This window comes from Streptomyces sp. BBFR102, assembly GCF_051397025.1.
Classification (GTDB): Bacteria; Actinomycetota; Actinomycetes; order Streptomycetales; family Streptomycetaceae; genus Streptomyces.
Map to the genome: position 1 here is coordinate 2,287,151 of NZ_CP195757.1, position 26,337 is coordinate 2,313,487.

The window sequence follows — 26,337 nt, forward strand, 5'->3', positions numbered from 1 at the left end:
CCCGCGGCCGACTCAGGCCGGCGGCAGCAACGCCACCGGGACCTCCCCCGCCCCGATGCGCGAGGCGAAGGCGTGGACGCCGCCGAGCTGGTCGGGGCCGAAGCGGAAGTCCAGGGTGGTGAAGTAGCGCTCCAGCAGCTCCGCGTCGAACGCCTCCCAGCGGGCGGCCTGTTCGGCGACCTTGCCGACCTCCTCCAGGGAGAGGTCGCGGGAGGCGAGGAACGCCTCGTGGACCTGGCGGACGGTGTGCTCCTGCTCGGCGAGGTACTCCTTGCGGGCGGCCCAGACGGCGAAGACGAAGGGCAGGCCCGTCCACTCCTTCCACATCTGGCCGAGGTCGTGGACCTGGAGGCCCAGGCGCGGGGCGTCGTGGAGGCTGGCGCGCAGGGCGGCGTCGCCGATGAGGACGGCGGCGTCGGCCTCCTGCATCATCGAGCCGAGGTCGGGCGGGCAGGTGTAGTAGTCCGGGGTGACGCCGTACCGCTCGGCCAGGAGCAGCTGCGCCAGGCGGACCGAGGTGCGGGAGGTCGAGCCGAGGGCGACCCGGCGCCCGTCGAGCTGCTCCAGCGGCAGCTGGGAGACGATCACGCAGGACATGACGGGCCCGTCGCAGCCGACCGCGATGTCGGGCAGGGCGACCAGGCCGTCGGCGTTCTTGAGGAACTCGACCAGGGTGATCGGTCCGATGTCGAGGTCGCCGCGGACCAGCTGCTCGGAGAGCTTCTCCGGACTGTCCTTGGTCAGCTCCAGGTCGAGCAGGGTCCCGGTGCGGGCGAGCCCCCAGTAGAGGGGGACGCAGTTGAGGAACTGGATGTGGCCGACACGGGGCCTGGTGCGGGCCTGCCCGGCGGGCGCGTCGCGGTGCGCTCGCGCGCTGGGGTCGGTCGGGAGGTCGTCGGATGCGTCAGCGCGAGAAGTGTCCACCTCGTGAGGCTAGCTCCGCCTTGCGCAGGGCTCACGCGGGGGCCCGCCGAACGGTACCGGGCGGAGCGTCGCGAGCAGGCCGGGTGTACCGTTGTCAACGGCTGACCAGCGGCAATCAAACGTCCGGGTGAAGTGATCTTTCCCTCTACCGGTGCCGAGCCCCTGCGTGCTAGGCTCGCCGCAAGTTGCAGTTTGGTTTCCCTTGCAGTACAGAGCCTGCGGAGCATGTGACCGCAGGCTCTCGTCATTTTCAGACTTTTGCACTTGTTTTCACACTTGCAGGTTCTGGAGCAGGGCAACCCTTTGGCCCAAGGAGGGCTTATGGCTACCGGAACCGTGAAGTGGTTCAACGCCGAAAAGGGCTTTGGATTCATCGCCCAGGAAGGCGGAGGCCCCGACGTCTTCGTCCACTACTCCGCGATCAACGCCAACGGCTTCCGCTCCCTTGAGGAGAACCAGGCCGTGACCTTCGACGTCACGCAGGGCCCGAAGGGCCCGCAGGCGGAGAACGTCACCCCCGCCTGAGCATCCGCTCAGCTGGGAGTGGCCGACTGATCCGGTCCCGATAGCAGTACCCAAGGAGCCCCGCTCCTCCGCCTCGGCGGAGGGGACGGGGCTCCTGCCTTTCCCCGGGGCCTTCCCGGGGCCTTCCCGGAAGGGCTGCTCACTTCCGGTACAGCGCCTCGATCTCCTCGGCGAACTCCTTCTCGACGGCGGCCCGCTTGATCTTCAGCGACGGTGTGAGGTGCCCGGCCTCCTCCGTGAAATCCACCGGCAGCACGGTGAAGCGGCGGATCGACTCGGCCCGGGAGACGAGCTTGTTGGCGTCGTCCACCGCCTTCTGGAGCGCTTCCAGCAGTTCCGGGTCGCGGGCCAGTTCCTCAGGGGGCAGCGCCTCCTTCTTCCGCATCTTCCGCCAGTGCGCGATGCCCTCCGGCTCCAGGGTGAGCAGCGCGGTGATGTACGGGCGGTCGTCTCCGACGACCATGCACTGGCCGACCAGCGGGTGGGCCCGGAGCCAGTCCTCCAATGGGGCCGGGGCGACGTTCTTGCCGCCGGTGGTGATGAGGATGTCCTTCTTGCGGCCGGTGATGGTCAGGTAGCCGTCCTCGTCGAGGGCGCCGAGGTCGCCGGTGGGGAACCAGCCGTCGACGGGCCCGCGGGTGACCTCGCCCGCCTCGGCGTCCCAGTAGCCGGTGAAGACGTGGCCGCCGCCGAGCAGCACCTCCCCGTCGTCGGCGATCTTGACCCGGCCGCCGGGCAGGGGCCAGCCGACCGTGCCGAGGCGCGGCTTGAGCGGCGGGGTCACGACGGCGGCGGCGGTGGTCTCGGTGAGGCCGTACCCCTCGAAGATCTCGATGCCCGCGCCGGCGTAGAAGGCGGCGAGGCGGCGGCCGAGGGGGGAGCCGCCGCAGATGGCGTACCGGACGCGGCCGCCGAGGGCGGCACGGATACGGCGGTAGACCAGCGGGTCGTAGAGGGCGCGGGCGGCGCGCAGGGGCAGGCCGGGGCCCGGGCCCGTGCCGTGCTGCCGGGCCTCGACGGCCTCGCCCCAGGAGCGGGCGATCCGCGCGGCCCGGTCGAAGGAGGAGGCGCGGCCCATCTTCTCGGCGGTGGCGCGGCCGGTGTTGAAGACCTTCTCCAGGACGTAGGGGATGGCGAGGAGGAAGGTGGGGCGGAAGCCGGCCAGGTCGGCGAGGAGGTCGTCGGTCCTGATGCTGGGGGCGTGGCCGAGGCGGACGCGGGCGCGCAGGCAGCCGATGGCGACCATGCGGCCGAAGACGTGGGAGAGGGGGAGGAAGAGGAGGGTGGAGGCGGGGTCCTTGGAGACCGACGTGAAGACCGGGTGGAGGAGTTCTATGGCGTTGTCGACCTCGGCGAAGAAGTTGCCGTGGGTCAGGACGCAGCCCTTGGGACGGCCGGTGGTGCCGGAGGTGTAGATGAGGGTGGCGGTGGTGTCGGGGGTGAGGTCGCCGCGGCGGCGGGTGATCTCGGCGTCGCCGATCGCGGCTCCGGCCTCCTTGAGGCGGCCGAGGTCGCCCCCTGGGTCCTTGGCCGAGGTGGCGAAGGACCAGACGTGGGCGAGGTCGGGGAGCCGGTCGCGTTCGGGGCCCACGGCGGCGGCCTGTCCGGCGGTCTCGACGGCGAGGGCCCTGGCGCCGGAGTTCTGGAGTATCCAGCGGGTCTGGAAGGCCGAGGAGGTCGGGTAGACGGGGACGGTGACCAGGCCGGCGGCCCAGGCGGCGAAGTCCAGCAGCGTCCACTCGTAGGTGGTGCGGGCCATGATGGCGAGCCGGTCGCCGGGCTCCAGGCCGGTGGCGGCCAGGCCCTTGGCGAGGGCGAGCACCTCGGCGGCGAAGTCGGCGGCGGTCAGGTCCTGCCAGCCGCCGGCCTCGTCCTTGCGGGAGAGGACCGCCTCGCCGGGCGCCTCGCGGGCGTTGTCGAAGGGGATGTCGGCGAGCGAGCCAGCGGCGGGCGGGGCGAAGGGCGGGACGGCGGCCTCGCGGACCGTGCCGTCCACCCGGCGCAGCTCCGGTACGACCAGGCGGGGCCGCCCGTCCTCCCCGGTGGTGCGGGCGAGCGGGGCGGCGGGCGGGGTGGTGGACGCGGACATGAGGGCGGCTCCTCGGCAGGTGGGCTCGGCGGGCGGGCGGGCGGCGTCCCGGCGGGGGCGGGGAGCCGCACTGGTGCGTCAGAGGGTTGCGCGAACATCGGGTCGGGTGGAGTCGGCGGTGTGTGCGGGTGGGGTACGTCTGGCGAAGGCTCCCGGCCGGCGGGTTGCGGGGAGACGCGGCGCGGCGTGGGTGGGCGGGTGCGCGCCGCGCCTCCCCTGTCGGTGGCCTCCGGCGTGCGGGTCCGGAGGCGGGCCGGTGCGGTCAGGGGCGTTCCAGGATCGCGGTGACTCCCTGGCCGCCGGCGGCGCAGATCGAGATCAGCTCCTGGCTGGGGCGCCCGCGTTCGGCGGGCAGCTTGGCGGGGGTGGCGACGGTGCGGGTGCCGGTCGCGGCGAGGGGGAGCCCGGTGCGCTCCAGCAGCCGGGGCACGGCGCCCTCGGAGCGGGCGACGGTGATGCGGCTGCCGCCGAGGACGGCGACCGGATGTGCGGTGCGGTGGGGCGGCTTCATCTCGACCAGCTCCTGACCCTTGAGTAACCTTACTCAGAAGTAAATTACCGACCCACCCGGGAGTTCGACAATGGCCGACCGCTATCTGCGTTTCACCCGCACCGCCCCGGGCCGGTTCGCCACCCGCCGCCTCGGCCTCCCCCAGCCCGCCGAGCTGCGCCGCTGGTCCGCCGGACACCCCACCCTGGAGGGGCCGTTGCTCCACCTCAGCGCCGGCGTCTCCGCGCACCGCGACGCGCTGGCGGCGGCACTGGCCCGCACCGGGCTCGACGTACGCGACCAGGCCGAGCGCCCGGCCGCGGTCGTCCTCGACGCCACCGGCGTACGCGACACCGCCGGGCTCGGCGCGGTCCACGCGGCGCTCCACCCCGTCATGGGGGGCGTCCGCGACAGCGGCCGGATCGTCGTCCTCGGCGCCGCACCCGACCCGGCCGACCACCACCAGGCCGCCGCCCAGCAGGCGTTGGAGGGGTTCGTCCGCTCCCTCGGCAAGGAGGCGGGGCGCGGGCGGACCGTACAGCTGGTCCGGATCGCCGACGTCCCCGGCGCCGAGTCCACCCTGCGCTTCCTCCTCTCCCCCAAGTCGGCGTACGTCAGCGGGCAGGTCATCACCACCGGGGCCCTCGGCGAGCGGGGCGCCGCGACCGGCTCCGCCGACGAGGAGCGGCCACTCGCCGGGCGGACCGCGCTGGTCACCGGGGCGGCCCGGGGCATCGGCGAGGCGGTCGCGGCGACCCTGGCGCGCGACGGGGCGCACGTCGTCGTCCTCGACGTGCCCGCCGCCCAGGCCGACCTGGTGGAAGTCGCCGACCGGCTCGGCGGGACCGCCCTGCCGCTCGACATGACCGCCGAGGACGCGGGCGAACGCATCGCCGCCGCCCTTCCCGACGGCCTCGACGTCCTCGTCCACAACGCCGGGATCACCCGCGACCGCCGGCTCCAGAACATGCCCGCCGACCGCTGGGCCTCGGTCCTGGACGTCAACCTCGCCTCGGTCCTCACCACCACCGACGCCCTGCTCAGGGCCGGCACGATCCGCCCCGGCGGGCGCATCGTCGCCACCGCCTCCATCGCCGGCCTCGCGGGCAACTCCGGGCAGACCAACTACGCCGCCTCCAAGGCCGGGATCGTCGGTCTGGTCCGCTCGCTGGGGCCGCGCGCCCTCGCCGAGCACGGCGTCACCGTCAACGCGGTCGCCCCCGGCTTCATCGAGACGAGGATGACCGCCGCCGTCCCCCTCCTCATCCGCGAGGCGGGCCGCCGCATGAACTCCCTCGCGCAGGGCGGGCGCCCGGCCGACGTCGCCGAGACCACCGCCTGGTTCGCCCACCCCGCCTCGGGCGCCGTCAACGGGCAGGTCGTACGGGTCTGCGGCCAGTCGCTGCTGGGGGCCTGACCATGGCAGACAGCCACCTCGCCGCCCCGCCCGCGCTCCTGCCCCTGCTCGCCAAGGGCGGCGCCACCTCGCTCTTCAAACGCGCCTCGGCCGGGGCCGCGGCCCCCGCCACCCGGCTGGTCCTCTCCCGCGCCGAGGCCGACCCGAAGGCACTGCGCTCGTACGCCGAACTGTGCGGCTTCGCCGCCGACGGCGTCCCGGACGAGCGGCCGGTGCTGCCCGTCACCTATCCCCACCTGCTCGGATTCCCGCTCCAGCTACGGCTGATGACCTCGTCCGACTTCCCGTTCCCGCTGATGGGGCTCGTCCACACCTCCCTCACCATCACCCAGCGCCGGGAGCTGCGCGGCGACGACCGGCCCGACCTCGTGGTGTACGTCGAGGAGTTCCTGCCCCACCGGCGCGGCACCGAGGCCGTCGTGGTGACCGAGGCGCGGCTCGCCGGGCGTACGGCCTGGTCCTCGCGCTCCACCTATCTGGCGCGGCACGCGGGCGCGAACGCCCCGGCGGGCGGCGAGCGGGAGGGCGAGCGGGCCGTGCTGCCCGCCGAGGACACCTGGCGGCTGCCGGCCTCGCTCGGCCGGCGCTACGCCGCCGTCGCCGGCGACCGCAACCCGATCCACCTCTCGGCGCTGACCGCCAGGCCCTTCGGCTTCCCGCGCGCCATCGCCCACGGCATGTGGACGGCGGCCCGCGCCTTCGCCGCCCACGCGGTCCGGGGCCCGGTCACGGCGAGCGCCACCTTCCACGCCCCCGTACTCCTGCCCTCGACCGTCGTCTACGGCTCGGCCGGCCCCGACTTCACCGTGCGCGGGCCCGACCGGCCGAACGGCACCCCCGGCCGGCTCCACGTGACCGGGCGGGCGGTGCCGCTGCCGGACGCCGCCTGAGTCAGCGGGCCGTCCAGCGGTCGCCCTCCATGAGGTTGCCGAGGCCGGCCCAGGCGAAGTTCATCAGCGTCGCGGCGGCCTCCTTCGCGGTGACCGAACCGTCGGTGTTGGCCCAGCCCGCCAGCGACTCGGCGGCGCCCACCAGGGCGTGGGCGAGCCCCACCACCTCGCGGCCGTCCAGCTCCGGGTCGTCGTGGACCTCGCGGGCGGCGGCCACGATCAGCTGCGTCACGAAGGCGACGAGGTCCTCGCGCATCGTGGCGACCTCGCGGACGAAGGGCTCGCCGCTGGTGCGGGCCTGGTTGTGCAGGACGGCCCAGCCGTCCGGGTGCTCGGCGGTGTGGGTGAAGAAGGCGCCGAGCCCCTCCCAGAGCTGGCGGTCCGGGGGCGTGTCCGGGTCCACGCCCTGGCGCACCGCGCGGACCAGGGCAGCCGCCTCCCGGCGGATGCAGGCGGTGAACAGGTCTTCCTTGGAGTTCAGGTACAGGTACACCAAGGGCTTGGAGACGCCCACGAGTTCGGCGATGCCGTCCATGGAGGCGGCCCGGTAGCCGTGCCGGGCGAACGTGGTCACGGCGGCGTCCAGCATCTGGCGCTCGCGTACCTCACGGGGCATGCGCTTGGCCCGCCCCGTCCCCCGACCGGACGTCGTCTCGGCCACGCGGCCCGCCTCCCTGAGTCGAAAAGTCCCGTCCAAGGGTACGGGGGTGTGCCGTTGACTGGGGGCCGCCCGGTGGCGGGCGGGCATTCTGCGGGGCTCGCCTGGGCCACGGCGCGGGTGGCCTCAGGCGCCGGCCGGGCTGGATTTCGGGTGCGGGGGGCCAGGATCAGCCCGCGTAGTGGTCGTTCGTCCGCACTTGCTGACCGTGCAACGCTGGCCCCGCACAGCGCACGGCAAGTGAGGGAGTGGGGACGTGGCCCAGGAGCGGGTGGGGCTGGTCGAGCGGATGGAGGGGCACCAGGTCGCGGTGTACGTGGGGGCCATGGTGGCGGGGGCGCTGGTGGGCTGGGCAGCGCCCGGGCTGGCGCCGGGGCTGGAACACGCCGTGAACCCCGTACTCGGGGCCCTGCTCTTCGTCACCTTCCTCCAGGTCCCGGCGGCCGAGCTGTTCCGGTCGCTGCGGGACGTGCGGTTCCTGGCGGCCGTGCTGGTGGTGAACTTCGTCGTGGTGCCGCTGGTGGTGGCGGCGATGTCCGTGCTGCTCCCGGCGGACCAGGCGGTGCGGATCGGAGTCCTGCTGGTGCTGCTCTGCCCCTGCATCGACTACGTCATCGTCTTCTCCGGCCTGGCCGGGGGCTCCAGCCGCCGTCTGCTGGCGGCCACCCCCCTGCTGCTGGTCGCGCAGATGGTGCTGCTGCCCGGGTTCCTGTACCTGTTCATGGGGGCGGAACTGGCCGACGTCGTCGAAGTGGGGCCGTTCGTCGAGGCGTTCCTCGTGCTGATCGTGATTCCGCTGGCGCTGGCGTGGACGGTCCAGGGCTGGGCGGCCCGCAGGCCCGCAGGGCGGCGTGCCGCCGACGCCGCGGGCACCGCCATGGTCCCGCTGATGGCGGCGACCCTGCTCATAGTGGTCGCCTCCCAGGTGCCCAAGATCGGCGACAGCCTCGGCGACGTGGCCGCCGCCGTCCCGTTCTACACCGCCTTCCTGGTGATCATGGCCTTCGCCGGGCTGGCGGTCGCCCGCCTCTTCCGCCTGCCCGCCCCGGCGGCACGCGCCGTCGTCTTCTCCGGCGCCACCCGCAACTCCCTGGTCGTCCTCCCGCTGGCACTGGCCCTGCCGGACCGGTTCGCGGCCGCCGGGGCGGTGGTGGTCACGCAGACGCTGGTGGAGGTCGTCGGCATGGTGGCGTATGTCCGGCTCGTCCCCCGGCTGCTCCCGGGCGGGAACGCAGGCCGAATGTAGTCGGCCCCTCAAAGGGCCCGGCACCCGATCGAACTAGCGTGCGCATGGCATGTTTCGCGGGCGCCGCAGGCGACGGATGTCTGGGCCCGAGTGCGGAGCCACGGCCAAACAGGGGGAGATGAGATGAGCGACCTGTCGGTCGACTACGAGGTTCTGAATCGGGTGCGGCACAACCTGGATCAGATCGCCGATCTGATGAAGAAGCCCGGCCGGGAGATGGAGAGCGTCGACGGCACCTCGATGGGCGTTCCCGAACTTGCGCGGCGCATGGACGACTTCGGCGACGAGTGGTCCTACGGAATCAAGCAGCTCACGAAGTTCTCCGCAAAGGCGTCCAAGGCGCTGCTCAAGATCAAGACATCGTTCGAGCAGATCGACTCCGAGCTTGCCCGGGCCGCCAGGAACAAGGGCAAGGAAGGGGCGGCGTAGTGGCCGGGGTACGCGGTGACGCCTTTCCCGCACTGGGCTTCGTACCCTGCCCCGGAGACCACACGACGGCGGAGGACGTCGCCCGGACAGTCCGCAGGACAGCCAAGGCGCTGAACGAGATCTGCCAGGTCCTGGACGGCACGGGTGTGGGCGCCTGGGAGGGGAAGACCGCTGAGGCCTTCCGCGAGAAGTTCGACGACGAGTTCCGCCCGCGTATGGACGAGGCACGGGACTCCTTCGGGTCGGCGGCGACCGCGCTGAAGAAGCACGCGGACTGGATCACCGTCGCCGCTTCCGTGCTCGGCGTGGTGGCCATCTTCTGTCCCGTTCTGGCACCACTGGCGATCGGGCTCAGCGCATTGGCGTTCTTCACCCACGCCGCGTCGTACGGCTTCAGCGGGCTGTTCCCGCCGACCGGTCAGAACATCGGCAACTGGCTGACCCTGGGCGGCGACGCGCTGGGCATGGTGCCCGGGGTCGGTGGGGCCTTCAAGGGCGCCCAAGCGGGCTACGGCGCCGCCAACATCGCCACCGGCGCCGGTGGCGGCAGGTTCGGCGGTGCCGTGGCCATCGGCAGCGCCATCGGACTGGGCGCGTGGGAGTTGACCGACTGATGGTGACTACAGCATCGCTCGCGAATGCCCAGGAACCCGAGCCTCAGCCCGCGGCCGACGCCCAGCGTCCTGATCTCTGGTTCGTCCTCCCGCCCGGATTTCTTGAGTTCGACGTCCAGGAGGACGCGGAGGACCGGGTGCCGCGCATGGTCGCGGCTGTGGAGGCCCTCTTCGACAGCGCCACCGCCCTGCAGAAGTTCAGCCTCGTCGCCTCGAGCGCGTACATCCTCCAGACGGTGATCCAGGCCGGGGCGGAGCACATTTCCAGCGGTCTCCTGCGGATGCCTGACGGGCAGCTCTCCCAAGCGACTTTCTGCGTGATCGTCGAACGGCCCGACACCGGTCCGGTCCCGCAGGACCGGCGGGTGACGGCGAAACGTACGGCACAGCAGTGGCGCGACCTCCATCCGGGCGCCGACGTCGGACTGATCATGTTGCCCTATGGCATCGCGGCCCTCTGTGTGAGGGAGGAGGAGCTGAGCATTCCCGGCGCTCTCTTCGGCGTGACGGAGCCGGTGGTCACCACGGTGCTCCAGGCCCAGTTCTGCGTCCCCCTGAAGACCGGCCCGGGGACGGCGCTCTACGCACTGACCACGGAGGACGTCGCGAACTGGCCTTCCTGGCTGGAGGTGCTGGGCGGCATCATGAAGTCGGTGTCGGCGGAGGAACCGGCAGCCGATGGCGCGGAGGAACCCGGCGAGCCACGCGTCGTCGCCGCCCGGAAAGGAACGGAGGATCACCCGTGAACGCCCCTGACGAGCCGGCCGAGGCCACCAGGCCGTCACGCACCTTCCGGGTGGCGCTGGCGATCAGTACCTGCTGCTACGTACTCGCCACCGCCTGCGGCATGTACGCCGTGTCGGGCGGCCTCTCCACCGTCCTCCAGATCTGTCTGTGGGGCGTTCACGGCGTCGTGCTCGCCCTGTTGCTGCGTCGGCTCGCCCCCACGGAGACGGCTCTCGGGGCGGCGCTTCTCGCGGTGGTCGTCTCGGCGGCTGCGGGGTACGTGGCGGGCTTGGCCCGTGAGGACCTCACGCTGCGGCAGCGGGGGGAGCAGGTCGCGGTGACCGTGGTCGCGGAACGGCTCGCCCCTGCCGAAGGCCGTAAGGGACGCCACTCCTACTACACCCTGGAGCGGGCGGAGGACGGCAGCACGGTCCCGGGCGAGATGGAGACCACCTCAGACCTCTACGACGTGGGGAGGCGGCTCGCCGTGCTCGTGGACCCCGAGGGTGAGGTGCGCCCCCGGACACCCGGACAGGCCGACCCAGCCGCCGAGTTGGCGGGCGCTGCGGGGCTGATGCTGGTGGCGGTGTCGGCCGTGAGCCGGGTGGCGTGGCGCGGCCGGAGGCGCGAAGGCGGCGGTGAGAGTGCGCCCGGCGCGGCAGGTGCCGCAGGGCAGCGCAAGGTGGAGGAGCAGGAGGCCCGGCTGCGCGAACTCCTGCGGACCGGCCCCGCCGACCGCCGCGGCTACATCCGCGTGCACCCGGAGGACTACCCCGGGCTGACCCAACAGCGGGCCGCCCGAATCGCCTGGGAGACGGGGCTGCGCGCCGAGGCATCCGGCAACCGAGGGTCGTGGCGGTTCGCGGAGGCCGTGGTCGAAGAGGTCCCCCGCGAGCCGTGACCCCCCGGCGCCGGGCGGCAGGCTCCCTCAGGTCAGCAGGTCCCTCCGCCGGAGCCTCCCCCGGGCCCGTAGCCAGCACCACCGCCGCGACCGCCACCAGTACGGCCACCGGCGCCCAGTCCGGGTCGGCGCCCGGGAGCTTCGGTACGTGGGTGGAAGGGGGAGAGGTCCATGACCACGGCGGGCAGGCCGAGGACCGGGCCGGCCCAGCCGACGACCAGGCAGAGCGTGGCGATCGCCCAGCCGGCCGGGGCGGCGCAGGGCAGGAAGGCGTAGAGGGTTGAGACGACGGCGGCCAGGTCCAGACGGCGGGGAGCTGGGCCAGACAGCCGAGGAGGAGGGCGGGAAGGTCGCGGCCGTGGCCGAGGGCGAGGCCCAGGGCCGCGATGGCGAGGAGGGCGGCGGGGCCCGAGAGGGCGACCAGGAGGTGGCCGACGGCCCAGCGGAGGCGGCCGACGGGGTGGGCGAGGGCGGCCAGGGGAGGGTGGCGGCGGCGCTCATCGGGCCGCTCCTTCGGGGGCGGCGGGGCGTTCGGCCGGGGCCGGTTCCTGCTGGCGGTGGCGGAGGAAGGGTTCCTCAGCGGGACGACGAGCCCGGCGAGGAGCAACTGCCGCTCTTCGTCGAGCGGTTCGCGGCCGACATGGTCGAGGCGGGGATGCCCCGGATGGCCGCCCGGGCCTTCGGCGCGCTGCTCTCCTCGCCCGAGGGCGTGCTGACCTCCGCCCAGCTCTCCGAGCAGCTGCGGATCAGCCCGGCCGCCGTCTCCGGCGCCATCAGCCACCTCGTCACCATCACCCTGGTCCGCCGCGAAGGCGAGCCGGGCTCCCGGCGCGACCGGTACCGCCTCCACCCCGACCAGTGGTACGAGGCGCCGACCAGCCGGGGCGCCCGCCTGGTCCGCTGGTCGGACGCCCTGCGGGACGGGATCGCGACGGTCGGCCCCGAGACCACGCCGGGCCGCCGGATGACCGAGACGCTGGAGTTCTTCGACTTCCTGCGGGACGAGATGGAGAGCCTGCTCAGCCGCTGGCGCGCCCACCGCGAAGAGGTCCTCGGCCCCACCGGCCCCGGAGCGGTCGACGACGGCTGACGCCCCCTCACCCGAAACGGTGGCCAAACCCTTACGCAACTCGGCCCGCACGCCCCGCGCCGGCGGGCATACTCGCCGCCGTGGGCCGCCCGCCCTCCTCCGGCGCGTCCGGAGCCCCCGCCCGCGCGCCCCCACCCGCGAGGCCGAGCCCCTCGCGAGGTGCGTCCTGACAGCCCGACAGACGACGGAGCCCACGGCCGATGGCGCCACGGGCCCGATACCCGGGCCGGGGCCCCGCCCGGCATCCCCCTGGGTCTGGCGCACCGGCGCCGCCCTCACCGCCCTCGCCGCCCTCCAGCATCTCGCCCTGGCCTGCGGCGTCCCGCTCCCCGGCTGGCAGCCCTGGCCGCTGCTCCTGGCCGCCGCTCCCCTGCTCTGGTGGGGCCGCGCCGGACTCCTGGCCGCCCTCGCCGCCCTGCCCGGCCCGCCGCCGCGACTCCGCGCCCGCCTCGCCGCGCTCCCGCCCGCCGCCCTGGCCGCCGGAGTCCTCGGCCTCGCAGCGCTGCTCTGGGCCGCGCTCCAGGACCACGAGCCGTGGATCGGACACGAGGAGTCGGTCTACGCCAACAAGGCCCGCTCCTGGACCGAGGGCGGGCCGCCCGCCGCCGGCTGGGGCGAGTACCGCCCGCCGGGCCTGCCGCTGCTCGGCACCCTCGCCCTGCGCCTGCACGACGACGTGGGCGCGCTGCGCGCGGTGACCCTGCTGCTCGCCCTGGCCATGCTGACCGCGACCTACCTGGCGGCGGCGTACTGGACGACTCCGCGCCGGGCCGTGCTGACCGTGCTGCTCGTCCTGTGCGGCCTCGGTTTCCTGCGGCGGCTCCCGGAGTTCCTCAACGACATCGGCAGCACCGGCCTCCTCGTGGTCGTGGTCCTCCTGCTGACCCGCGCCCAGGAGCACCCCGGCTCACGCGCCCTGCTCGCCCTTCCGCCCTTCGTCCTGGCCGCCTTCTACCTGCGGTACGGGGTGACGGGCAACCTCGCCGCGATCGCGCTGGCGGCGCTGCTGGCGTACGGGCCGCGCGCCTGGCTGGCCCGGGGGCGGCAGCTGGCGGTGGCCGGGGCGGTGATCCTCGCCGGGCTGGTGCCGCACTTCGTCCACGCGGCGCAGGTCACCGGGTCACCGCTGGGCCTGGTGTTCTGGGCCACCTCGCAGGCCGAGCGGCAGTTCGTCGGGGACGGGCTCCTCTACTACCTGGCGATCTTCCCGTACCGCCTCGCCGGGGACCTCGGCGGTGTGGTGATGGCGGCCGGGCTCGTCGCGGCGTACGGGGCGGTGCGGCGGCTGCGGCGCGCGGGTGGGCCCGGTCCTGAGACCCGGCGGTGGGCCTTCCTCGGACTCACCTCCGTACTGGTCTTCGTCCTGCTCGGGGTCGCCACCGACGGCGAACCCCGCTTCGTCTACCTGCCGGTCGTCCTGCTGACCCTGCTCGGCGTGCAGGCCCTCGCCCGGGCCGCCGGGGACCAGCGGCACCGGCTCCTCGCGGCCCTCGGCGTGCTCGCGCTGCTGACCGGCGCCGGCACGGCCCAGGTGGTGGCCCACGGCGCCATGCCCGGACCGACCGGCCAGGCCCGCTCCACCGTCCCGGTCGCCCGCGCGCTGGCCTCCGACGGCACGCCCTGCCTGCTGGTCACCGGGTACGAGCCGGCGACCGGCTGGTACTCGGGGTGCGACGCGATGACGTACCGCCAGTACCGGGCGGCCGGTCCCCCGGTGCCGGGCACCCGGGTGTCCTTCATCCGGTACGAGCGCGGGCGCCACCAGCCCGGTGGCCAGGGGCTGGCGCAGCTGACGCGCGGCATGGAGCAGACGGTGCTCAGACTTCCGGCGACCGGGGTTCTGGGTGAGGCGAGCGTGGTGACGGTCCGGGTGCCGGACTGACCTGGCCCGGAACGCCGGACGCCCCGCTCTCCCGGAGGATGACGGGGCGTCGCGGACCGTGCGCGGCCTGGATCAGACGGCGGCGGGCGCTTCCTCGGCGTCCAGCTCGAAGCTGGACGCGTTGTCGTACGCCGTGCGGTCGAGGATGTTCTCGCGGGCCGAGACGAGGACCGGGACCAGTGCCTGGCCGGCCACGTTGGTGGCGGTGCGGATCATGTCCAGGATCGGGTCGATCGCGAGCAGCAGGCCGACGCCCTCCATGGGCAGGCCCAGGGTGGAGAGGGTCAGGGTCAGCATGACCGTGGCGCCGGTGAGACCGGCGGTGGCGGCGGAGCCGACGACCGAGACGAAGGCGATCAGCAGGTAGTCGGTGAAGCCGAGCTGGATGTCGAAGATCTGCGCGACGAAGATCGCGGCGATCGCCGGGTAGATCGCGGCGCAGCCGTCCATCTTGGTGGTGGCGCCGAACGGCACCGCGAAGGAGGTGTACTCCTTCGGCACGCCGAGCCGCTCGGTGACCTTCTGGGTGACCGGCATGGTGCCGACCGAGGAGCGGGAGACGAAGGCCAGCTGGATCGCGGGCCAGGCGCCCTTGAAGAACTGGACCGGGTTGAGCTTGGCGACGGTCGACAGCAGCAGCGGGTAGACGCCGAACAGGACGAGGGCGCAGCCGATGTAGATGTCGGCGGTGAAGGTCGCGTACTTGCCGATCAGGTCCCAGCCGTAGGTGGCGATGGCGCCGCCGATGAGGCCGATGGTGCCGATCGGGGCGAGGCGGATCACCCACCACAGGGCCTTCTGCAGCAGGCTCAGCACGGACTCGCTGAGGGTGAGGATCGGCTGCGCCTTCTCACCGAGCTGGAGCGCGGCGATACCGGCGACGGCGGCCATGAAGACGATCTGGAGGACGTTCAGCTCGGTGAACGGCGTGATCACGTCGGTCGGGATGATCCCGGTGAGGAAGTCGATCCAGGAGCCGGTGTTCTCCGGCGCGGCGCCGTCCTTCGGGGTGAGGCCGGTGCCCGCGCCCGGGTTGGTGACCAGGCCGATGGCGAGGCCGATGGCGACCGCGATCAGCGAGGTGATCATGAACCACAGCAGCGTGCGGGAGGCGAGCCGCGCGGCGTTGTTCACCTTCCGCAGGTTGGTGATGGAGACCAGGATCGCGAAGAAGACGAGCGGGGCCACGGCGAGCTTCAGCAGGCCGATGAAGACACCGCCGACCTGCTCCAGCGTGGTGACCAGCCAGTCGATCCGCTGGTCGCGGGCGAGCCAGCCGAGGAGTACGCCGAGGACGAGGCCGCCGAGTATCTGGGCCCAGAACGGGATCTTCGGTATGCGGAAGCCGGACCGGGGTTGCCCGGCACCTCTGGACTGGGCGTCCACGGAGCTGGGCTCGGGGGCGGGGTTCTGTGCGGACACGGGCACACTCCGGTGGGATGCGGTGGGGGTGGGGACGGGGGCTGTGCCCGGGGCACGCGCTCCCGCGCGGCGCCAAGCGCGCGGGGGCGGACGTACGGGGATGGCCGTGCGGCCGGGCGTCATGGGCGGTGCCGGCACCTGAGGGCCCTTGCGGGCCGGGACCGGGCGGCGGGGTCGAGCGGCGTGACGCGGTCGTGCGTCGGCCCCCGCCGGGCGGGGCTCAGGTGGCGCGACAGGCCGCCGGACGGCGACACGCCGCCGAGACGCAGCGGCAGAGGTCGACGTGCAGACGCGCCACGAGCGGAGTGCTCCTGGCCTGGCGGTGCGCGGCTGCGGTCATCATGACCGATACGTTAACACTGCCGCTTTGAGAACATCAAAGGACTTCTTTGGGGAGTGGGGAACGCCTCACGCGCCCCCATCCCGCGCACCTCGCACCCCCGGGCACGCCGAAGCCCCGGCGGCGGCCCGTGGGGGCCGGCCTGCCGGGGCGGGCGCGGTGTGCGGTGCCGGGAAGGCGTGCGGTCAGCTGGACTTGGCCGCGGCCGCGTCGACGGCGGCGTCCTCCTGGCTGCGGTTGGCGTCGAGCTTGGCCTTGGTGCGGCCGACCCTGGCCACCACGTTCACCGACGCCTCGTCGCGGTCCTTGCGGAGGGCGACGAAGCTGATGGGCGCGGAGATCACCATGGCCAGCAGGAGCACCCACAGGACGTTGGAACCGCCCACGCCCCTGGGCACGATGCCGAACTGGACCAGCAGTCCGACGACCACGAAGCAGGCGGCGAAGATCCCGAAGCGCTTCAGGGTGTAGCGGAGCATGAGGAATCCACTCTTCCGGTCAACAGGGCCCCACAGGGGCGGGTCCATCCAGTGAAACACGGGGCGCCGAGGGCGCCGCCGCCAGGGGCCGGTGTCCGGCATTCCTGGCATCCGCGCCCCGGCCCGGCGGCCCTCAGAGCGGCAGCAGCATGGTGATGTCGTCGCGGTCGTCGCCCGGGGCCACCCGGATCATGCCGGGGACCCGCCCGACCTCCTTGTAGCCGCACGAGGCGTAGAACCGGTCGACGCCGGTGCCGCCGCGGCAGGTCAGGCGTATCGCCTCGATCCCGTCGAGGGAACGCCCGGCCCGCTCGACGGCGGCCATCAGCTCCCGGCCGCACCCCTGCCCCTGGAGGCGGGGGTGGACCATGACCGTGTACGCCCAGATCCAGTGGCGCTGGAGCCGGTGGGTGTTGCGGCCGAGGAAGGCGGTGGCGGCGACCCGGCCGCCCTCGTCGCGGCCGACGACCAGGTGCATCCGGCCGGCTTCGAGGGCGACGAGGTACTTGAGGTAGTCGGGCCGGACGTCCTCGGCGGTGACGGGCGGGACGAAGCCGACGGCTCCCCCGGCGTTGGAGACGTCGGTCCACACCCCGACGATCTGGTCGCGCAGCTGGGGCGTCTGCGGCGGGTCCACCGTGAACGTAAGGGTCATGAGGCGATGTTAACCATTACCCCCGGAGCGGGGTCGACCCCGTCCGCAGTGCGGACGGGGTCGCTCGGGGCGCGGGGAGCCGGGCGCGGCTCAGACCCGCATCGGCTGCGGCTCGTCGCGGCGGCCCGCGTCGGGGCCGTCGTACTCGCGGATGATCTCGTACCGGGTGTTCCGCTCGACGGGCCGGAAGCCGGCGTCGCGGATCAGGTCGAGGAGGTCGTCGCGGGTCAGCTTGTTCGGCGTGCCGTAGTTGTCCGCGTCGTGGGTGATCTTGTACTCGACCACCGAGCCGTCCATGTCGTCGGCGCCGTGCTGGAGGGCGAGCTGGGCGGTCTGCACGCCGTGCATCACCCAGAAGACCTTGACGTGCGGGACGTTGTCGAACAGCAGCCGGGAGACGGCGAAGGTCTTCAGCGCCTCGGCGCCGGTGGCCATGGCGGTGCGGGCCTGGAGCTTGTTGCGGACCTTGCCGTCCTTCATGTCCACGAAGTCGTGCTGGTAGCGCAGCGGGATGAAGACCTGGAAGCCGCCGGTCTCGTCCTGGAGCTCGCGCAGCCGCAACACGTGGTCGACGCGGTGGCGGGGCTCCTCGATGTGGCCGTAGAGCATCGTCGCCGGGGTCTTCAGCCCCTTCTCGTGGGCGAGGCGGTGGATGCGCGACCAGTCCTCCCAGTGGGTGGCGTGGTCGACGATGTGCTGGCGGACCTCCCAGTCGAAGATCTCCGCGCCGCCGCCGGTCAGCGACTCCAGGCCGGCCTCGATCAGCTCGTCGAGGATGTCGGAGGCCGACATGCCCGAGATGGTCTCGAAGTGGTGGATCTCGGTGGCGGTGAACGCCTTCAGGGAGACCTGCGGCAGCGCCTCCTTGAGGGCGGAGAGCGAGCGCGGGTAGTACCGCCACGGCAGCGAGGGGTGCAGGCCGTTGACGATGTGCAGCTCGGTGAGGTTCTCACCCTCCATCGCCTTGGCGAGCTTCACCGCCTCCTCGATCCGCATCGTGTACGCGTCCTTCTCGCCCGGCTTGCGCTGGAACGAGCAGTAGGCGCACGAGGCGGTGCACACGTTGGTCATGTTGAGGTGGCGGTTGACGTTGAAGTGGACGACGTCGCCGTTCTTGCGCGTCCGCACCCCGTGGGCGAGGCCGCCGAGCCACGCCAGGTCGTCGCAGCCGTAGAGGGCGATGCCGTCCTCGCGGGTCAACCGCTCACCGGCCCGGACCTTCTCCTCCAGCTCACGCTTGAGCCCCGCGTCCATCCGGCTGCCTTCCTCTCGCCTGCGTCGCGGCCCCTCCCGTCGGAAGGAGCCGGACCGAGCCTACGCCTAGGCCCCCGCCGGGCCGAAGCCACCCGGCGGGGACCCGTGCGGCGGGCTCACTCGCTCTCGGGCAGCTCCCCGACGCGGTTCTCCCACTTGGTGGAGAGGATGACGGTGGTCCGGGTGCGCGAGACCCCCCGGGTCCCCGACAGGCGGCGGATGGTGCGCTCGAGACCGTCGACGTTGCTGACCCGGACCTTGAGCATGTACGAGTCGTCGCCCGCGATGAACCAGCAGTCCTCGATCTCGCTCAGGTCGCGCAGGCGCTGGGCGACGTCCTCGTGGTCGGCGGCGTCGGAGAGCGAGATGCCGATCAGCGCGGTGACGCCGAGACCGAGGGCCTCCGAGGCGACGGTGGCGCGGTAGCCGGTGATGACCCCGGCCGCCTCCAGCCGGTTGATGCGGTCCGTGACGCTCGGCCCTGAGAGCCCGACGAGCCGGCCCAGCTCGGCGTAGGAGGCCCGGCCGTTCTCCCGGAGCGCCTGAATGAGCTGCCTGTCCACCGCATCCATACCTGAAGCCTTCCATTGTTTAGCGTTATCGCGAAACTATGTATAGAATCAAAGGCGAGCAGGGTCAAGGTCCTGAGAATCTTTCCCGATCGGAGCGATTCACCATCGACCGCCACCGACCGCTCAACCAGAGGCACGATCAAAGACGATCATCAGGAGTGACTGCACCGTGTACACGATCGAGATGGCCTACGCGCATATGCGCTCCCTCCAGGAGCTGGCCAACCGTTCGCGTTCCGACCAGCCCGCAGCCGCCCACAAGGTCGACCGGACCAGGGGCCCGCGGCGCACCACGAAGAAGCGCTGACCGAGCGCGACCCAAGCGCTGACACCGAAGAACAGCGCTGACCAGGACGGGCCCCGGGCCCGTCCGCGTACCGTCCCGGCGCGGCACCCGACAGGGTCCGCGCCGGTTGTCGTACCCCGCCCCGCTCACGCGGGACGCCCCCCGCCCAGCTCCCCGCGCCAGCGCCGGTACAGGCCGTGTCCGACGCCCGCCGCGTCCAGGACCCGCCCGGCGACGAAGTCCACCAGGTCCTGGATGTGGGTGGCGCCCGCGTAGAAGGCCGGGGAGGCGGGCAGCACGACGGCGCCCGCCTCGTCCAGCGCGACCATCTGCTGGAGCGTGGCCCGGTTCAGCGGGGTCTCGCGCACCGTCACCACCAGCGGCCTGCGCTCCTTGAGGGTGACGCTCGCCGTCCGCTGGAGCAGGTCCTTGGAGAGCCCCAGCGCGATCCCCGCGACGCTCGCCGTGGAGGCCGGCACCACCAGCATCCCGCGCGCCGGGTAAGACCCGGAGGACGGTCCCGCCGCGAGGTCCCCGGCGGACCAGTACCGCACCCGCTCCCCCGCGACCGCCCCGGCCGCGTCGAAGGTGTGGGGCTCGCCGTCGGCGCCCCGGGCCAGCCAGGCGGCGAGGTCCTCGCGCCAGTGGGCGTCGCGGAAGGAGATGCCGGTCTCGTCCAGCAGGGTCAGCCGCGCGGCCCGGCTGACGATCAGGTCGACGTCCTCGCCCGCCGCCAGCAGGCCGCGCAGCACGGCCGCGGCGAACGGGGTGCCCGAGGCGCCCGAGACACCGACGATCCAGGGACGGCGCCGGTCGGCGGTCATGGAGGGGCTTCCTCTCGTGTACGGGGTGCGGCGGTCGGGCTCAGCCGAGGCTCAGCCCGCGGACCAGCAGGTCGGCGAAGGCGAAGACGAACAGGCTGATGCCGATGAAGCCGTTGGTGGTGAAGAAGGCCCGGTCGAGCCGGGATAGGTCGTGCGGGCGCACGATGGAGTGCTCGTAGACGAAGGCGACCGCGACCACCACGAGCCCGATCCAGAACAGCACCCCGGCCCCGGTGAGCAGCCCGTACCAGACGAAGAGCCCGGTCACCACGGCGTGGCTGACGCGGGCGCCCCACAGGGCGGCGGGGATGCCGAAGCGGGCCGGGACCGACTTGACGCCGTGGGCGCGGTCGGCCGCCACGTCCTGGCAGGCGAAGATCAGGTCGAAGCCGCCGATCCAGACGCCGACCGCCAGCCCCAGCACCACGGCCTCCCAGGACCAGGCACCGGTGATGGCGAGCCAGGCGCCGACCGGGCCCATCGCCTGGGCGAGGCCGAGGATGGCGTGCGGGTAGTCGGTGAACCGCTTGCCGTACGGGTAGACCACCATCGGCACCACGGCGACGGGGGCCAGCGCCAGGCAGAGCGGGTTGAGCGCGGCGGCGGCGGCCAGGAAGACGGCGAGGGCGACCAGGGCGCCGGTCCAGGCCGAGCGCACCGAGACGGCGCCGGTGACCAGTTCGCGGGTGGCGGTGCGCGGGTTGCGGGCGTCGATCTCGCGGTCGATGATCCGGTTGGCGGCCATCGCGAAGGTGCGCAGGCCGACCATGGCGATCGTCACGAGCAGCAGGTCGAGCCAGTGGACCCGGCCGTCCATCAGGAAGCCCGCGGTGAAGGCAGCGATGTAGGCGAAGGGCAGCGCGAAGACCGAGTGCTCGATCATCACCAGCCTGAGGAAGCTCTTGACCTTCCCCGACCGCACGGGCTCGGGCCCGACGGCCTCGGAGGCGGCGGAGGCGCTCACAGCCCGTACTCCTTCCAGCGCTGGTCGACCAGGGCGGCGGTGTCCGGGTCGGAGACGACCATCTCGGGCCAGCCGCCGTCGCGGGTGTACCCCTCCTCGGGGAGCTTCCTCGTCGCGTCGATCCCGGCCTTGCCGCCCCAGAACTGCTGGTACGAGGCGTGGTCCAGGTGGTCGACCGGGCCCTCGACGACGGTCAGGTCGCGGGCGTAGTCGGTGTTGCCCAGCGCCCGCCAGGCGACCTCGTGCAGGTCGTGCACGTCGCAGTCGGCGTCGACCACGATGATCAGCTTGGTCAGCGACATCATGTGGGCGCCCCAGACGGCGTGCATGACCTTCTGCGCGTGCTTCGGGTACTTCTTGTCGATCGAGACGATCGCGCAGTTGTGGAAGCCGCCGGCCTCGGGCAGGTGGTAGTCGACGATGTCCGGGATGATGATCTTGAGCAGCGGCAGGAAGAACCGCTCGGTGGCGCGGCCCAGCGGCCCGTCCTCGGTCGGCGGCCGGCCGACCACGATCGACTGGAGCAGCGGGCGGCGGCGCATCGTCACGCAGTCGATGGTCAGCGCCGGGAACGGCTCCTGCGGCGTGTAGAAGCCGGTGTGGTCGCCGAACGGCCCCTCGGGCAGCATCTCGCCCGGCTCCAGCCAGCCCTCCAGGACCACCTCGGCCTGAGCCGGGACCTGGAGCGGCACCGTCTTGCAGTCGACCATCTCGACCCGCTTGCCCTGGAGGAACCCGGCGAACAGGTACTCGTCCATGTCGCCGGGGAGCGGCGCGGTGGAGGCGTAGGTGACGGCGGGCGGGCAGCCGAAGGCGATGGCGACCGGCAGCCGCTCACCGCGCTGGGCGGCGAGCTGGTAGTGGTTGTGGCTGTTCTTGTGGATCTGCCAGTGCATGCCGATGGTGCGCTTGTCGTGGCGCTGGAGGCGGTAGAGCCCGAGGTTGCGCATGCCGTTGACGGGGCTCTTGGTGTGGGTCAGCCCCAGGTTGAAGAAGGAGCCGCCGTCCTCGGGCCAGGTGAAGAGCGCCGGCAGCCGGTCCAGGTCGACCTGGTCGCCCTGGAGCACGACCTCCTGGACGGGCGCGTCCTTCACCTTCCTCGGCGGGATGTGCGCCACCGACCCGAGTTTGCCGAGGGCGTCCCGCATCCCCATGAAGCCCTGCGGCAGCTCCGGCTTGAGCAGCGCACCGATCTTCTCGGTGATCTGGTCGTAGGACTTCAGCCCCAGCGACTTCAGCAGCCGCCGGTCGGTGCCGAAGACGTTCATCGCCAGCGGCATGTCCGAGCCCTTGACGTTCTCGAAGAGCAGCGCGGGGCCGCCGGCCTTGTTGACGCGGTCGACGATCTCCCCGATCTCCAGGTGCGGATCGACTTCGGCCTTGATGCGCTTGAGGTCGCCATCGCGCTCCAGCGCGCGGAGCAGCGAGCGAAGATCGTCGTAAGCCATGCCGTCCAGTATCCGGCACCGGCTAACCTTGGCCGGTAATGGGGCCCTGATCGGGTCTCCTGCCGCCACACACAGGGGGACGCCTCATGCTCCGGGTGCTGATGATCCTTGTGCCTCTGGCACTGAGCATCTACGCGTTCATCGACTGCATCACCACCGACGAGAAGGACATCAGGCACATTCCGAAGCCCCTGTGGGCCATCCTCGTGCTGCTCTTCCCCCTGGTGGGCTCCATCTCCTGGCTGATCGTCGGCAAGAACCGCGCCACCGCGGGCCCCGGCCCGCTGGCCGGGCGCCGCTCGGGTGGCGGCTGGGTCGCCCCGGACGACAACCCGGACTTCCTCAACTCCCTGAAGGACGAGGCGAAGAGCCCCGGCGCCGCCCAGGACGACACCGCCTTCCGCACGAGCTGGGAGGAGGACCTGCGCCGCCGCGAGGAGGAGCTGAAGCGGCGCGAGGCCAAGGGCGAGCAGCCGAAGGACCCGGACGAGGAGCGTTAGGGCCTGTCCGGCGGATCTTCGTGGAACAGCCTGCGGCGTCTGGTACGGCGGGAGTGCGTGCCAGGCGTCGTAGGCCCAGAAGATCCGCCGGACAGGCCCTGGGCCCGTCCGGGTGGCTCAGCCCGCCGCGTAGGCGTCGCGCAGCTGCCGCCAGCGGTCCAGGGTCCAGGTGGACCAGTCGGGGGCGCGGCCGTCGAGGGCTTCGCGCAGGTACTCGAAGTGCTGGTGCCAGCCGGCCAGGGCGTCCAGGCGCATCGCGGCGCCGCCCTTGAACTCGTTGGTGAAGCGCAGGGCGGTGGACTCGGGTCCGCCGGGCTCCAGGTGGAAGCGGACCCGGCCGTGGTAGGGGGCGACGGTGTACTCGGCGACCCGCCAGACGTCCCAGGCGGTGACCCGGCCGGTGACCACGGCGGCCTCCTCCGGGGTGGCGCCCCCGCTCAGGCAGCGCAGGGTGACGGCCCCGCCGAGCCGTGGCTCCAGGACCTCGGCGGCGGCCAGCCAGCCCGGCAGTCCCTCCGGTGTGGCGACCGCCTGCCAGACACGGTCCACGGGGTGCGGCAGGGTCAGCAGGAAGCGGAGAGTCTGGTAGTGGCCCCAGGCGTGGCCCGCGCCGGGGCGGACGGTGCTGTCGGTCATGACTCCAAGGATCGGCCGCGACGCGCCGGGCCGCTCCCTGTGACACGCGGCGCCGTACGCCAGGAGGGACCGGCCCCGTGGGGCCGGTCCCTCCTGGCGTACGGCGTGCGGCCGGTCAGATCCCGGCGTAGGAGTGCTTGCCGGTGACGAAGATGTTGACGCCGTAGTAGTTGAAGAGCCAGCAGCCGAAGGCGACCAGCGCCAGGGTGGCGGCCTTGCGGCCCTTCCAGCCGGCGGTGGCACGGGCGTGCAGGTAGCAGGCGTAGGCGACCCAGGTGATGAAGGACCAGACCTCCTTGGGGTCCCAGCCCCAGTACCGGCCCCAGGCGTCGCCGGCCCAGATGGCGCCCGCGATGATCGTGAAGGTCCACAGCGGGAAGACCGCCGCGTTGACCCGGTAGGCGAACTTGTCGAGGGTCGAGGCCGCGGGCAGCCGCTCCATGATCGAGGAGCGCAGGGCGCTGGTCTTCTCGCCCCGGGCGACCTTCGCCTCGTAGAAGTCCTTCAGCAGGTAGCCGAGGGTGCCGACGGCGCCGAGGTAGAAGACGGAGCCGCAGAAGATGGCGGTGGAGACGTGAATCCACAGCCAGTACGAGTCGAGGGCGGGGGCCAGCTGGTCGCTGTTGGTGTAGAGGACCGTGGTGGCCAGGCCCAGGTCGAGCAGGACCGTGGTGACCAGCGGCAGGCCGACCCAGCGGACCTTCTTGCCCGCGAAGAGGAAGCCGAGGTACGTGCCGACCGCCACCGTGGTGAAGGTGATCGAGAACTCGTACATGTTGCCCCACGGCGCGCGCTGCACCGACAGGGCGCGGGCGACGACGCCCGCCGCCTCCAGGACGAAGGCGAGGACCGTCAGCGAGATCGCGATCCGGCCGTAGACGTCGCCCTGCGCGTCGGTGCCGGCGGCGCCGGGGCCGTCGGGGACGTCGCGGGTGCCCGCTGCCGAGCGGGTGACGACCTTGGGCCGGTCCAGGACGGCGGTCGAGCCGTTCTTCTGGCGGACGGTCACGGCCGGAGCGGCGGTCTTCTCCTCCTGCCCGGCGCTGAGCGCGGCGGCGGTACGGCCGACCTTGCTGCGCCCGCCGAGCACCCACTCGGCGATGTGGGCGAAGAAGGCCAGGGTGTAGACGGCCATCGAGGAGTAGACCAGCCAGTTGCTGTACTGGGCCAGGTTCTCGTTGGCGGCGGCGGCGAGATTCACTGCTCTGCCCCTTCGGAAGGTACGGCTTCGAATTCGGCGGCGGATTCGGCTGCGGGCTCTGCCGCGCTGGGCGCCCGGTCGTGGAGGTCTCCGGCCAGTGCGGCCAGTTCCTCGGGAAGCTTCGCGGATTCACTACGGCCGAGTCCGGCCATCTCGACGACGGTCACGCCGTCCTCGCCCCGCACGGCCCGGACCCACACCCGGCGCCGCTGGATGAACAGGGAGCCGGCCAGGCCCGCGATGGCCGCGACGGCGCCGGTGAGCGCGAGTCCGCTGCCGGGCTGGTGCGACACCTGGAAGCTGGCCCATTCCTCGACCTTCTTCTCGAAGGTGATGGAGCCCATGCCGTCGGGGAGTTCCATGGTCTCCCCGGGCAGCATGCGCTTCTTGAGCAGCTCCCCGTTCGCGTCCTTGAACTCGGTCATCTTGCTGGTGTCGAGCTGGTAGACGTTCTGCGGCAGTCCGGAGTCCACGCCGAGGCTGCCGTGGTAGGCCGAGAGCGCCAGCACGGGGAAGTTCAGGGCGGGGAACTGCGAGAACATGTCGCCCTTGCCCTCCCCGGCGAAGGTCGGCACGAAGAACGCCTGGAAGCCGAGCTGGGTCTTCTTCCCGTCCGTGTCGCGGTAGCCGTCGAGGACCTTGATGGCACCGGTGGAGGTCAGGTTGGCGTCCCTGGGCAGCAGCGGGACCGGGCCGCTGAAGGCGACCTCGCCGCGCGCGTCGCGGACGGTGACGACCGGCGCGTAGCCGTGGCTGATCAGGTAGACCTTCGAGCCGTCGAGCTGCAGCGGCCGGTTGACCTCGATGGTCTGCTTCTTCGGCTCGGCGTCGGGCGACCCGGTGTAGGTGACGTCCGCCTCGAAGGTGCGCGGGGTGCCGCGCTGCGGCCCGCTCTGCTCGTACGTGCCGCTGAACTTGTCCAGGGTGAAGCTGAACGGCGGCAGGTCCTCGGTGTCGAAGAGGCTGCCGGGCTTGAAGTCGTCGAACTGGGTCAGCGTGTTGGAGAAGCCGTCGCCCTGCACGATGAGCTTGCCGCCCTCGTACTTGTAGAGCTGGCCGACGCCGAAGGCCACCAGGATGATGATCAGGGAGACGTGGAAGATCAGGTTCCCCGCCTCCCTCAGGAAGCCCTTCTCCGCGGAGACGGCGTCGCCGGCCCGGTCGGCCCGGAAGCGGCGCTTCCGCAGCAGCCCGAGCGCGGCCTCGCGCACCTCCTCGGGGTCGGCCCCGGTGCGCCAGGTCGCGTACGCCGGAAGCCGGTCCAGGCGGCGCGGGGCGCGCGGCGGACGGCCGCGGAGCTGGCCGACGAACTGCCAGGTGCGCGGGACGATGCAGCCGATGAGCGAGACGAAGAGCAGGATGTAGATCGCGGAGAACCACACCGAGCTGTAGACGTTGAAGAGGCCGAGCTTGTCGTAGACCGGCGACAGGGTCTCGTGCGCGTCGCGGAACTCCTGCACCTTCAGCTCGTCGATGCCGGTCTGCGGGATGAGCGAGCCGGGGATCGCGCCGAAGGAGAGCAGGAAGAGCAGGATCAGCGCGACCCGCATCGAGGTCAGCTGCCGCCAGAACCAGCGGGCCCACCCGGCGCACTCGCGCCAGGTCCAGGCGAGCGCACCGCCCAGACCCGGCTTGCGCAGGCCGCCGAAGGAGCCGGGGACGGCCTGTCCGCTCTCCTCCGGTGCCTCCAGGGGCGTGGTCGAGAGCTGGGAGCCTGCCTCGCTCAGCTCGCGGTCGTCCGCGAGGGCGGTGTCCGCCTTCGCCGGATCGGGGCTGTTCGTCACCAGGGGGCCTTCGCGCTTCTCTTCGGGGTCGTCGGCATGGTCGGGTACGGGCGGGCGGCCTGAGGGGCCACCCGGGGCGGATCGTTCGGGC

General features: G+C 72.5%; 26 protein-coding genes and 1 pseudogene. 12 read left to right on the forward strand and 15 right to left on the reverse strand.

Annotation, left to right across the window (positions count from 1 at the left end; all coding sequences use genetic code 11):
* Positions 1-12: 12 nt before the first annotated feature.
* Positions 13-924 carry a menaquinone biosynthetic enzyme MqnA/MqnD family protein gene (locus tag ACSLIC_RS10340; protein WP_436737385.1) on the reverse strand — a complete coding sequence of 304 codons (912 nt, stop codon included), beginning with the start codon at positions 922-924 and terminating at the stop codon, positions 13-15.
* A 321-nt stretch (positions 925-1,245) separates the two neighbouring features.
* Here ACSLIC_RS10340 and ACSLIC_RS10345 point away from each other — a divergent pair, with 321 nt between their 5' ends.
* Positions 1,246-1,449: a cold-shock protein gene (locus tag ACSLIC_RS10345; protein ID WP_003948780.1), complete on the forward strand. Its 204-nt coding sequence runs from the start codon at positions 1,246-1,248 to the stop codon at positions 1,447-1,449.
* A 139-nt stretch (positions 1,450-1,588) separates the two neighbouring features.
* Here ACSLIC_RS10345 and ACSLIC_RS10350 read toward each other — a convergent pair whose 3' ends face one another.
* The gene (locus ACSLIC_RS10350) at positions 1,589-3,538 is read right to left on the reverse strand and encodes an AMP-dependent synthetase/ligase (RefSeq protein WP_436737386.1); all 1,950 of its coding nucleotides are present in this window, start codon (positions 3,536-3,538) and stop codon (positions 1,589-1,591) included.
* A gap of 262 nt (positions 3,539-3,800) precedes the next feature.
* Positions 3,801-3,947 (reverse strand): annotated as a pseudogene (locus tag ACSLIC_RS10355) (acetyl-CoA C-acetyltransferase); the annotation flags it as partial.
* Between the two features lie 172 nt (positions 3,948-4,119).
* Here ACSLIC_RS10355 and ACSLIC_RS10360 point away from each other — a divergent pair.
* Together ACSLIC_RS10360 and ACSLIC_RS10365 are read left to right on the forward strand one after the other, a co-directional pair.
* A complete protein-coding gene (locus ACSLIC_RS10360; protein ID WP_436737387.1) occupies positions 4,120-5,445 on the forward strand; it encodes a 3-oxoacyl-ACP reductase in 1,326 nt (441 codons plus the stop codon).
* A gap of 2 nt (positions 5,446-5,447) precedes the next feature.
* Positions 5,448-6,335 (forward strand): MaoC family dehydratase, encoded by an 888-nt coding sequence (locus ACSLIC_RS10365; RefSeq protein ID WP_436737388.1) that lies wholly within the window; start codon positions 5,448-5,450, stop codon positions 6,333-6,335.
* 1 nt (position 6,336) lies between these two features.
* Here the strand turns inward: ACSLIC_RS10365 and ACSLIC_RS10370 are convergent, their stop codons facing one another.
* Complete coding sequence (locus ACSLIC_RS10370; protein WP_436740330.1) at positions 6,337-6,951, reverse strand: TetR/AcrR family transcriptional regulator; 615 nt, start codon at positions 6,949-6,951, stop codon at positions 6,337-6,339.
* Positions 6,952-7,249: 298 nt separating this feature from the next.
* On the opposite strand from ACSLIC_RS10370, the gene ACSLIC_RS10375 reads away from it, so the two are divergent.
* From ACSLIC_RS10375 to ACSLIC_RS10405, 7 genes are all read left to right on the forward strand, one after another.
* The gene (locus ACSLIC_RS10375; RefSeq protein ID WP_436737389.1) at positions 7,250-8,239 is read left to right on the forward strand and encodes an arsenic resistance protein; all 990 of its coding nucleotides are present in this window, start codon (positions 7,250-7,252) and stop codon (positions 8,237-8,239) included.
* Positions 8,240-8,362: 123 nt separating this feature from the next.
* On the forward strand, positions 8,363-8,668 hold the full coding sequence (locus ACSLIC_RS10380; protein ID WP_436737390.1) for a hypothetical protein: 306 nt from the start codon (positions 8,363-8,365) through the stop codon (positions 8,666-8,668).
* Positions 8,668-9,282, forward strand: a complete 615-nt coding sequence (locus ACSLIC_RS10385) for a WXG100 family type VII secretion target (RefSeq protein ID WP_436737391.1) — start codon at positions 8,668-8,670, stop codon at positions 9,280-9,282. The genes ACSLIC_RS10380 and ACSLIC_RS10385 overlap by 1 nt, the downstream gene beginning before the upstream one ends.
* Positions 9,282-10,028 (forward strand): hypothetical protein, encoded by a 747-nt coding sequence (locus ACSLIC_RS10390; RefSeq protein WP_436737392.1) that lies wholly within the window; start codon positions 9,282-9,284, stop codon positions 10,026-10,028. Before ACSLIC_RS10385 ends, ACSLIC_RS10390 begins: the two co-directional genes overlap by 1 nt.
* On the forward strand, positions 10,025-10,909 hold the full coding sequence (locus ACSLIC_RS10395; RefSeq protein ID WP_436737393.1) for a hypothetical protein: 885 nt from the start codon (positions 10,025-10,027) through the stop codon (positions 10,907-10,909). The genes ACSLIC_RS10390 and ACSLIC_RS10395 overlap by 4 nt, the downstream gene beginning before the upstream one ends.
* Positions 10,910-11,549: 640 nt before the next feature.
* Positions 11,550-11,999, forward strand: coding sequence for a GbsR/MarR family transcriptional regulator (locus tag ACSLIC_RS10400; protein ID WP_436740331.1), 450 nt, complete (start codon positions 11,550-11,552; stop codon positions 11,997-11,999).
* A 19-nt stretch (positions 12,000-12,018) separates the two neighbouring features.
* On the forward strand, positions 12,019-13,881 hold the full coding sequence (locus tag ACSLIC_RS10405) for a glycosyltransferase (protein ID WP_436737394.1): 1,863 nt from the start codon (positions 12,019-12,021) through the stop codon (positions 13,879-13,881).
* A 72-nt stretch (positions 13,882-13,953) separates the two neighbouring features.
* On the opposite strand, the gene ACSLIC_RS10410 is transcribed toward ACSLIC_RS10405, so the two are convergent.
* The 5 genes from ACSLIC_RS10410 to ACSLIC_RS10430 form a co-directional block, all read right to left on the reverse strand.
* Positions 13,954-15,303 (reverse strand): dicarboxylate/amino acid:cation symporter, encoded by a 1,350-nt coding sequence (locus ACSLIC_RS10410; RefSeq protein ID WP_436737395.1) that lies wholly within the window; start codon positions 15,301-15,303, stop codon positions 13,954-13,956.
* 525 nt (positions 15,304-15,828) lie between these two features.
* Positions 15,829-16,122, reverse strand: a complete 294-nt coding sequence (locus ACSLIC_RS10415; protein ID WP_436737396.1) for a DUF4229 domain-containing protein — start codon at positions 16,120-16,122, stop codon at positions 15,829-15,831.
* Positions 16,123-16,255: 133 nt separating this feature from the next.
* On the reverse strand, positions 16,256-16,777 hold the full coding sequence (locus ACSLIC_RS10420; RefSeq protein ID WP_436737397.1) for an N-acetyltransferase family protein: 522 nt from the start codon (positions 16,775-16,777) through the stop codon (positions 16,256-16,258).
* Positions 16,778-16,867: 90 nt separating this feature from the next.
* Positions 16,868-18,031: an aminofutalosine synthase MqnE gene (gene mqnE / locus ACSLIC_RS10425; protein WP_436737398.1), complete on the reverse strand. Its 1,164-nt coding sequence runs from the start codon at positions 18,029-18,031 to the stop codon at positions 16,868-16,870.
* A 116-nt stretch (positions 18,032-18,147) separates the two neighbouring features.
* On the reverse strand, positions 18,148-18,603 hold the full coding sequence (locus ACSLIC_RS10430) for an Lrp/AsnC family transcriptional regulator (RefSeq protein WP_436737399.1): 456 nt from the start codon (positions 18,601-18,603) through the stop codon (positions 18,148-18,150).
* Positions 18,604-18,772: 169 nt separating this feature from the next.
* On the opposite strand from ACSLIC_RS10430, the gene ACSLIC_RS10435 reads away from it, so the two are divergent.
* Positions 18,773-18,910 (forward strand): hypothetical protein, encoded by a 138-nt coding sequence (locus tag ACSLIC_RS10435; protein ID WP_003948798.1) that lies wholly within the window; start codon positions 18,773-18,775, stop codon positions 18,908-18,910.
* Positions 18,911-19,035: 125 nt separating this feature from the next.
* Here the strand turns inward: ACSLIC_RS10435 and ACSLIC_RS10440 are convergent, their stop codons facing one another.
* The 3 genes from ACSLIC_RS10440 to ACSLIC_RS10450 are packed head-to-tail and all read right to left on the reverse strand — an operon-like array spanning position 19,036 to position 22,125.
* A complete protein-coding gene (locus ACSLIC_RS10440) occupies positions 19,036-19,713 on the reverse strand; it encodes a UbiX family flavin prenyltransferase (protein ID WP_436737400.1) in 678 nt (225 codons plus the stop codon).
* Between the two features lie 40 nt (positions 19,714-19,753).
* Positions 19,754-20,677: a menaquinone biosynthesis prenyltransferase MqnP gene (gene mqnP / locus ACSLIC_RS10445; RefSeq protein ID WP_436737401.1), complete on the reverse strand. Its 924-nt coding sequence runs from the start codon at positions 20,675-20,677 to the stop codon at positions 19,754-19,756.
* The gene (locus tag ACSLIC_RS10450; protein ID WP_436737402.1) at positions 20,674-22,125 is read right to left on the reverse strand and encodes a menaquinone biosynthesis decarboxylase; all 1,452 of its coding nucleotides are present in this window, start codon (positions 22,123-22,125) and stop codon (positions 20,674-20,676) included. Before ACSLIC_RS10450 ends, mqnP begins: the two co-directional genes overlap by 4 nt.
* A gap of 86 nt (positions 22,126-22,211) precedes the next feature.
* On the opposite strand from ACSLIC_RS10450, the gene ACSLIC_RS10455 reads away from it, so the two are divergent.
* Complete coding sequence (locus ACSLIC_RS10455) at positions 22,212-22,625, forward strand: PLD nuclease N-terminal domain-containing protein (RefSeq protein ID WP_436737403.1); 414 nt, start codon at positions 22,212-22,214, stop codon at positions 22,623-22,625.
* Positions 22,626-22,742: 117 nt separating this feature from the next.
* On the opposite strand, the gene ACSLIC_RS10460 is transcribed toward ACSLIC_RS10455, so the two are convergent.
* The 3 genes from ACSLIC_RS10460 to resB form a co-directional block, all read right to left on the reverse strand.
* Positions 22,743-23,261, reverse strand: coding sequence for an SRPBCC domain-containing protein (locus ACSLIC_RS10460; RefSeq protein WP_436737404.1), 519 nt, complete (start codon positions 23,259-23,261; stop codon positions 22,743-22,745).
* Between the two features lie 115 nt (positions 23,262-23,376).
* Positions 23,377-24,462: a c-type cytochrome biogenesis protein CcsB gene (gene ccsB / locus ACSLIC_RS10465; RefSeq protein WP_436737405.1), complete on the reverse strand. Its 1,086-nt coding sequence runs from the start codon at positions 24,460-24,462 to the stop codon at positions 23,377-23,379.
* Positions 24,459-26,246 carry a cytochrome c biogenesis protein ResB gene (gene resB, locus ACSLIC_RS10470; protein ID WP_436740332.1) on the reverse strand — a complete coding sequence of 596 codons (1,788 nt, stop codon included), beginning with the start codon at positions 26,244-26,246 and terminating at the stop codon, positions 24,459-24,461. Before resB ends, ccsB begins: the two co-directional genes overlap by 4 nt.
* Positions 26,247-26,337 lie beyond the last annotated feature (91 nt).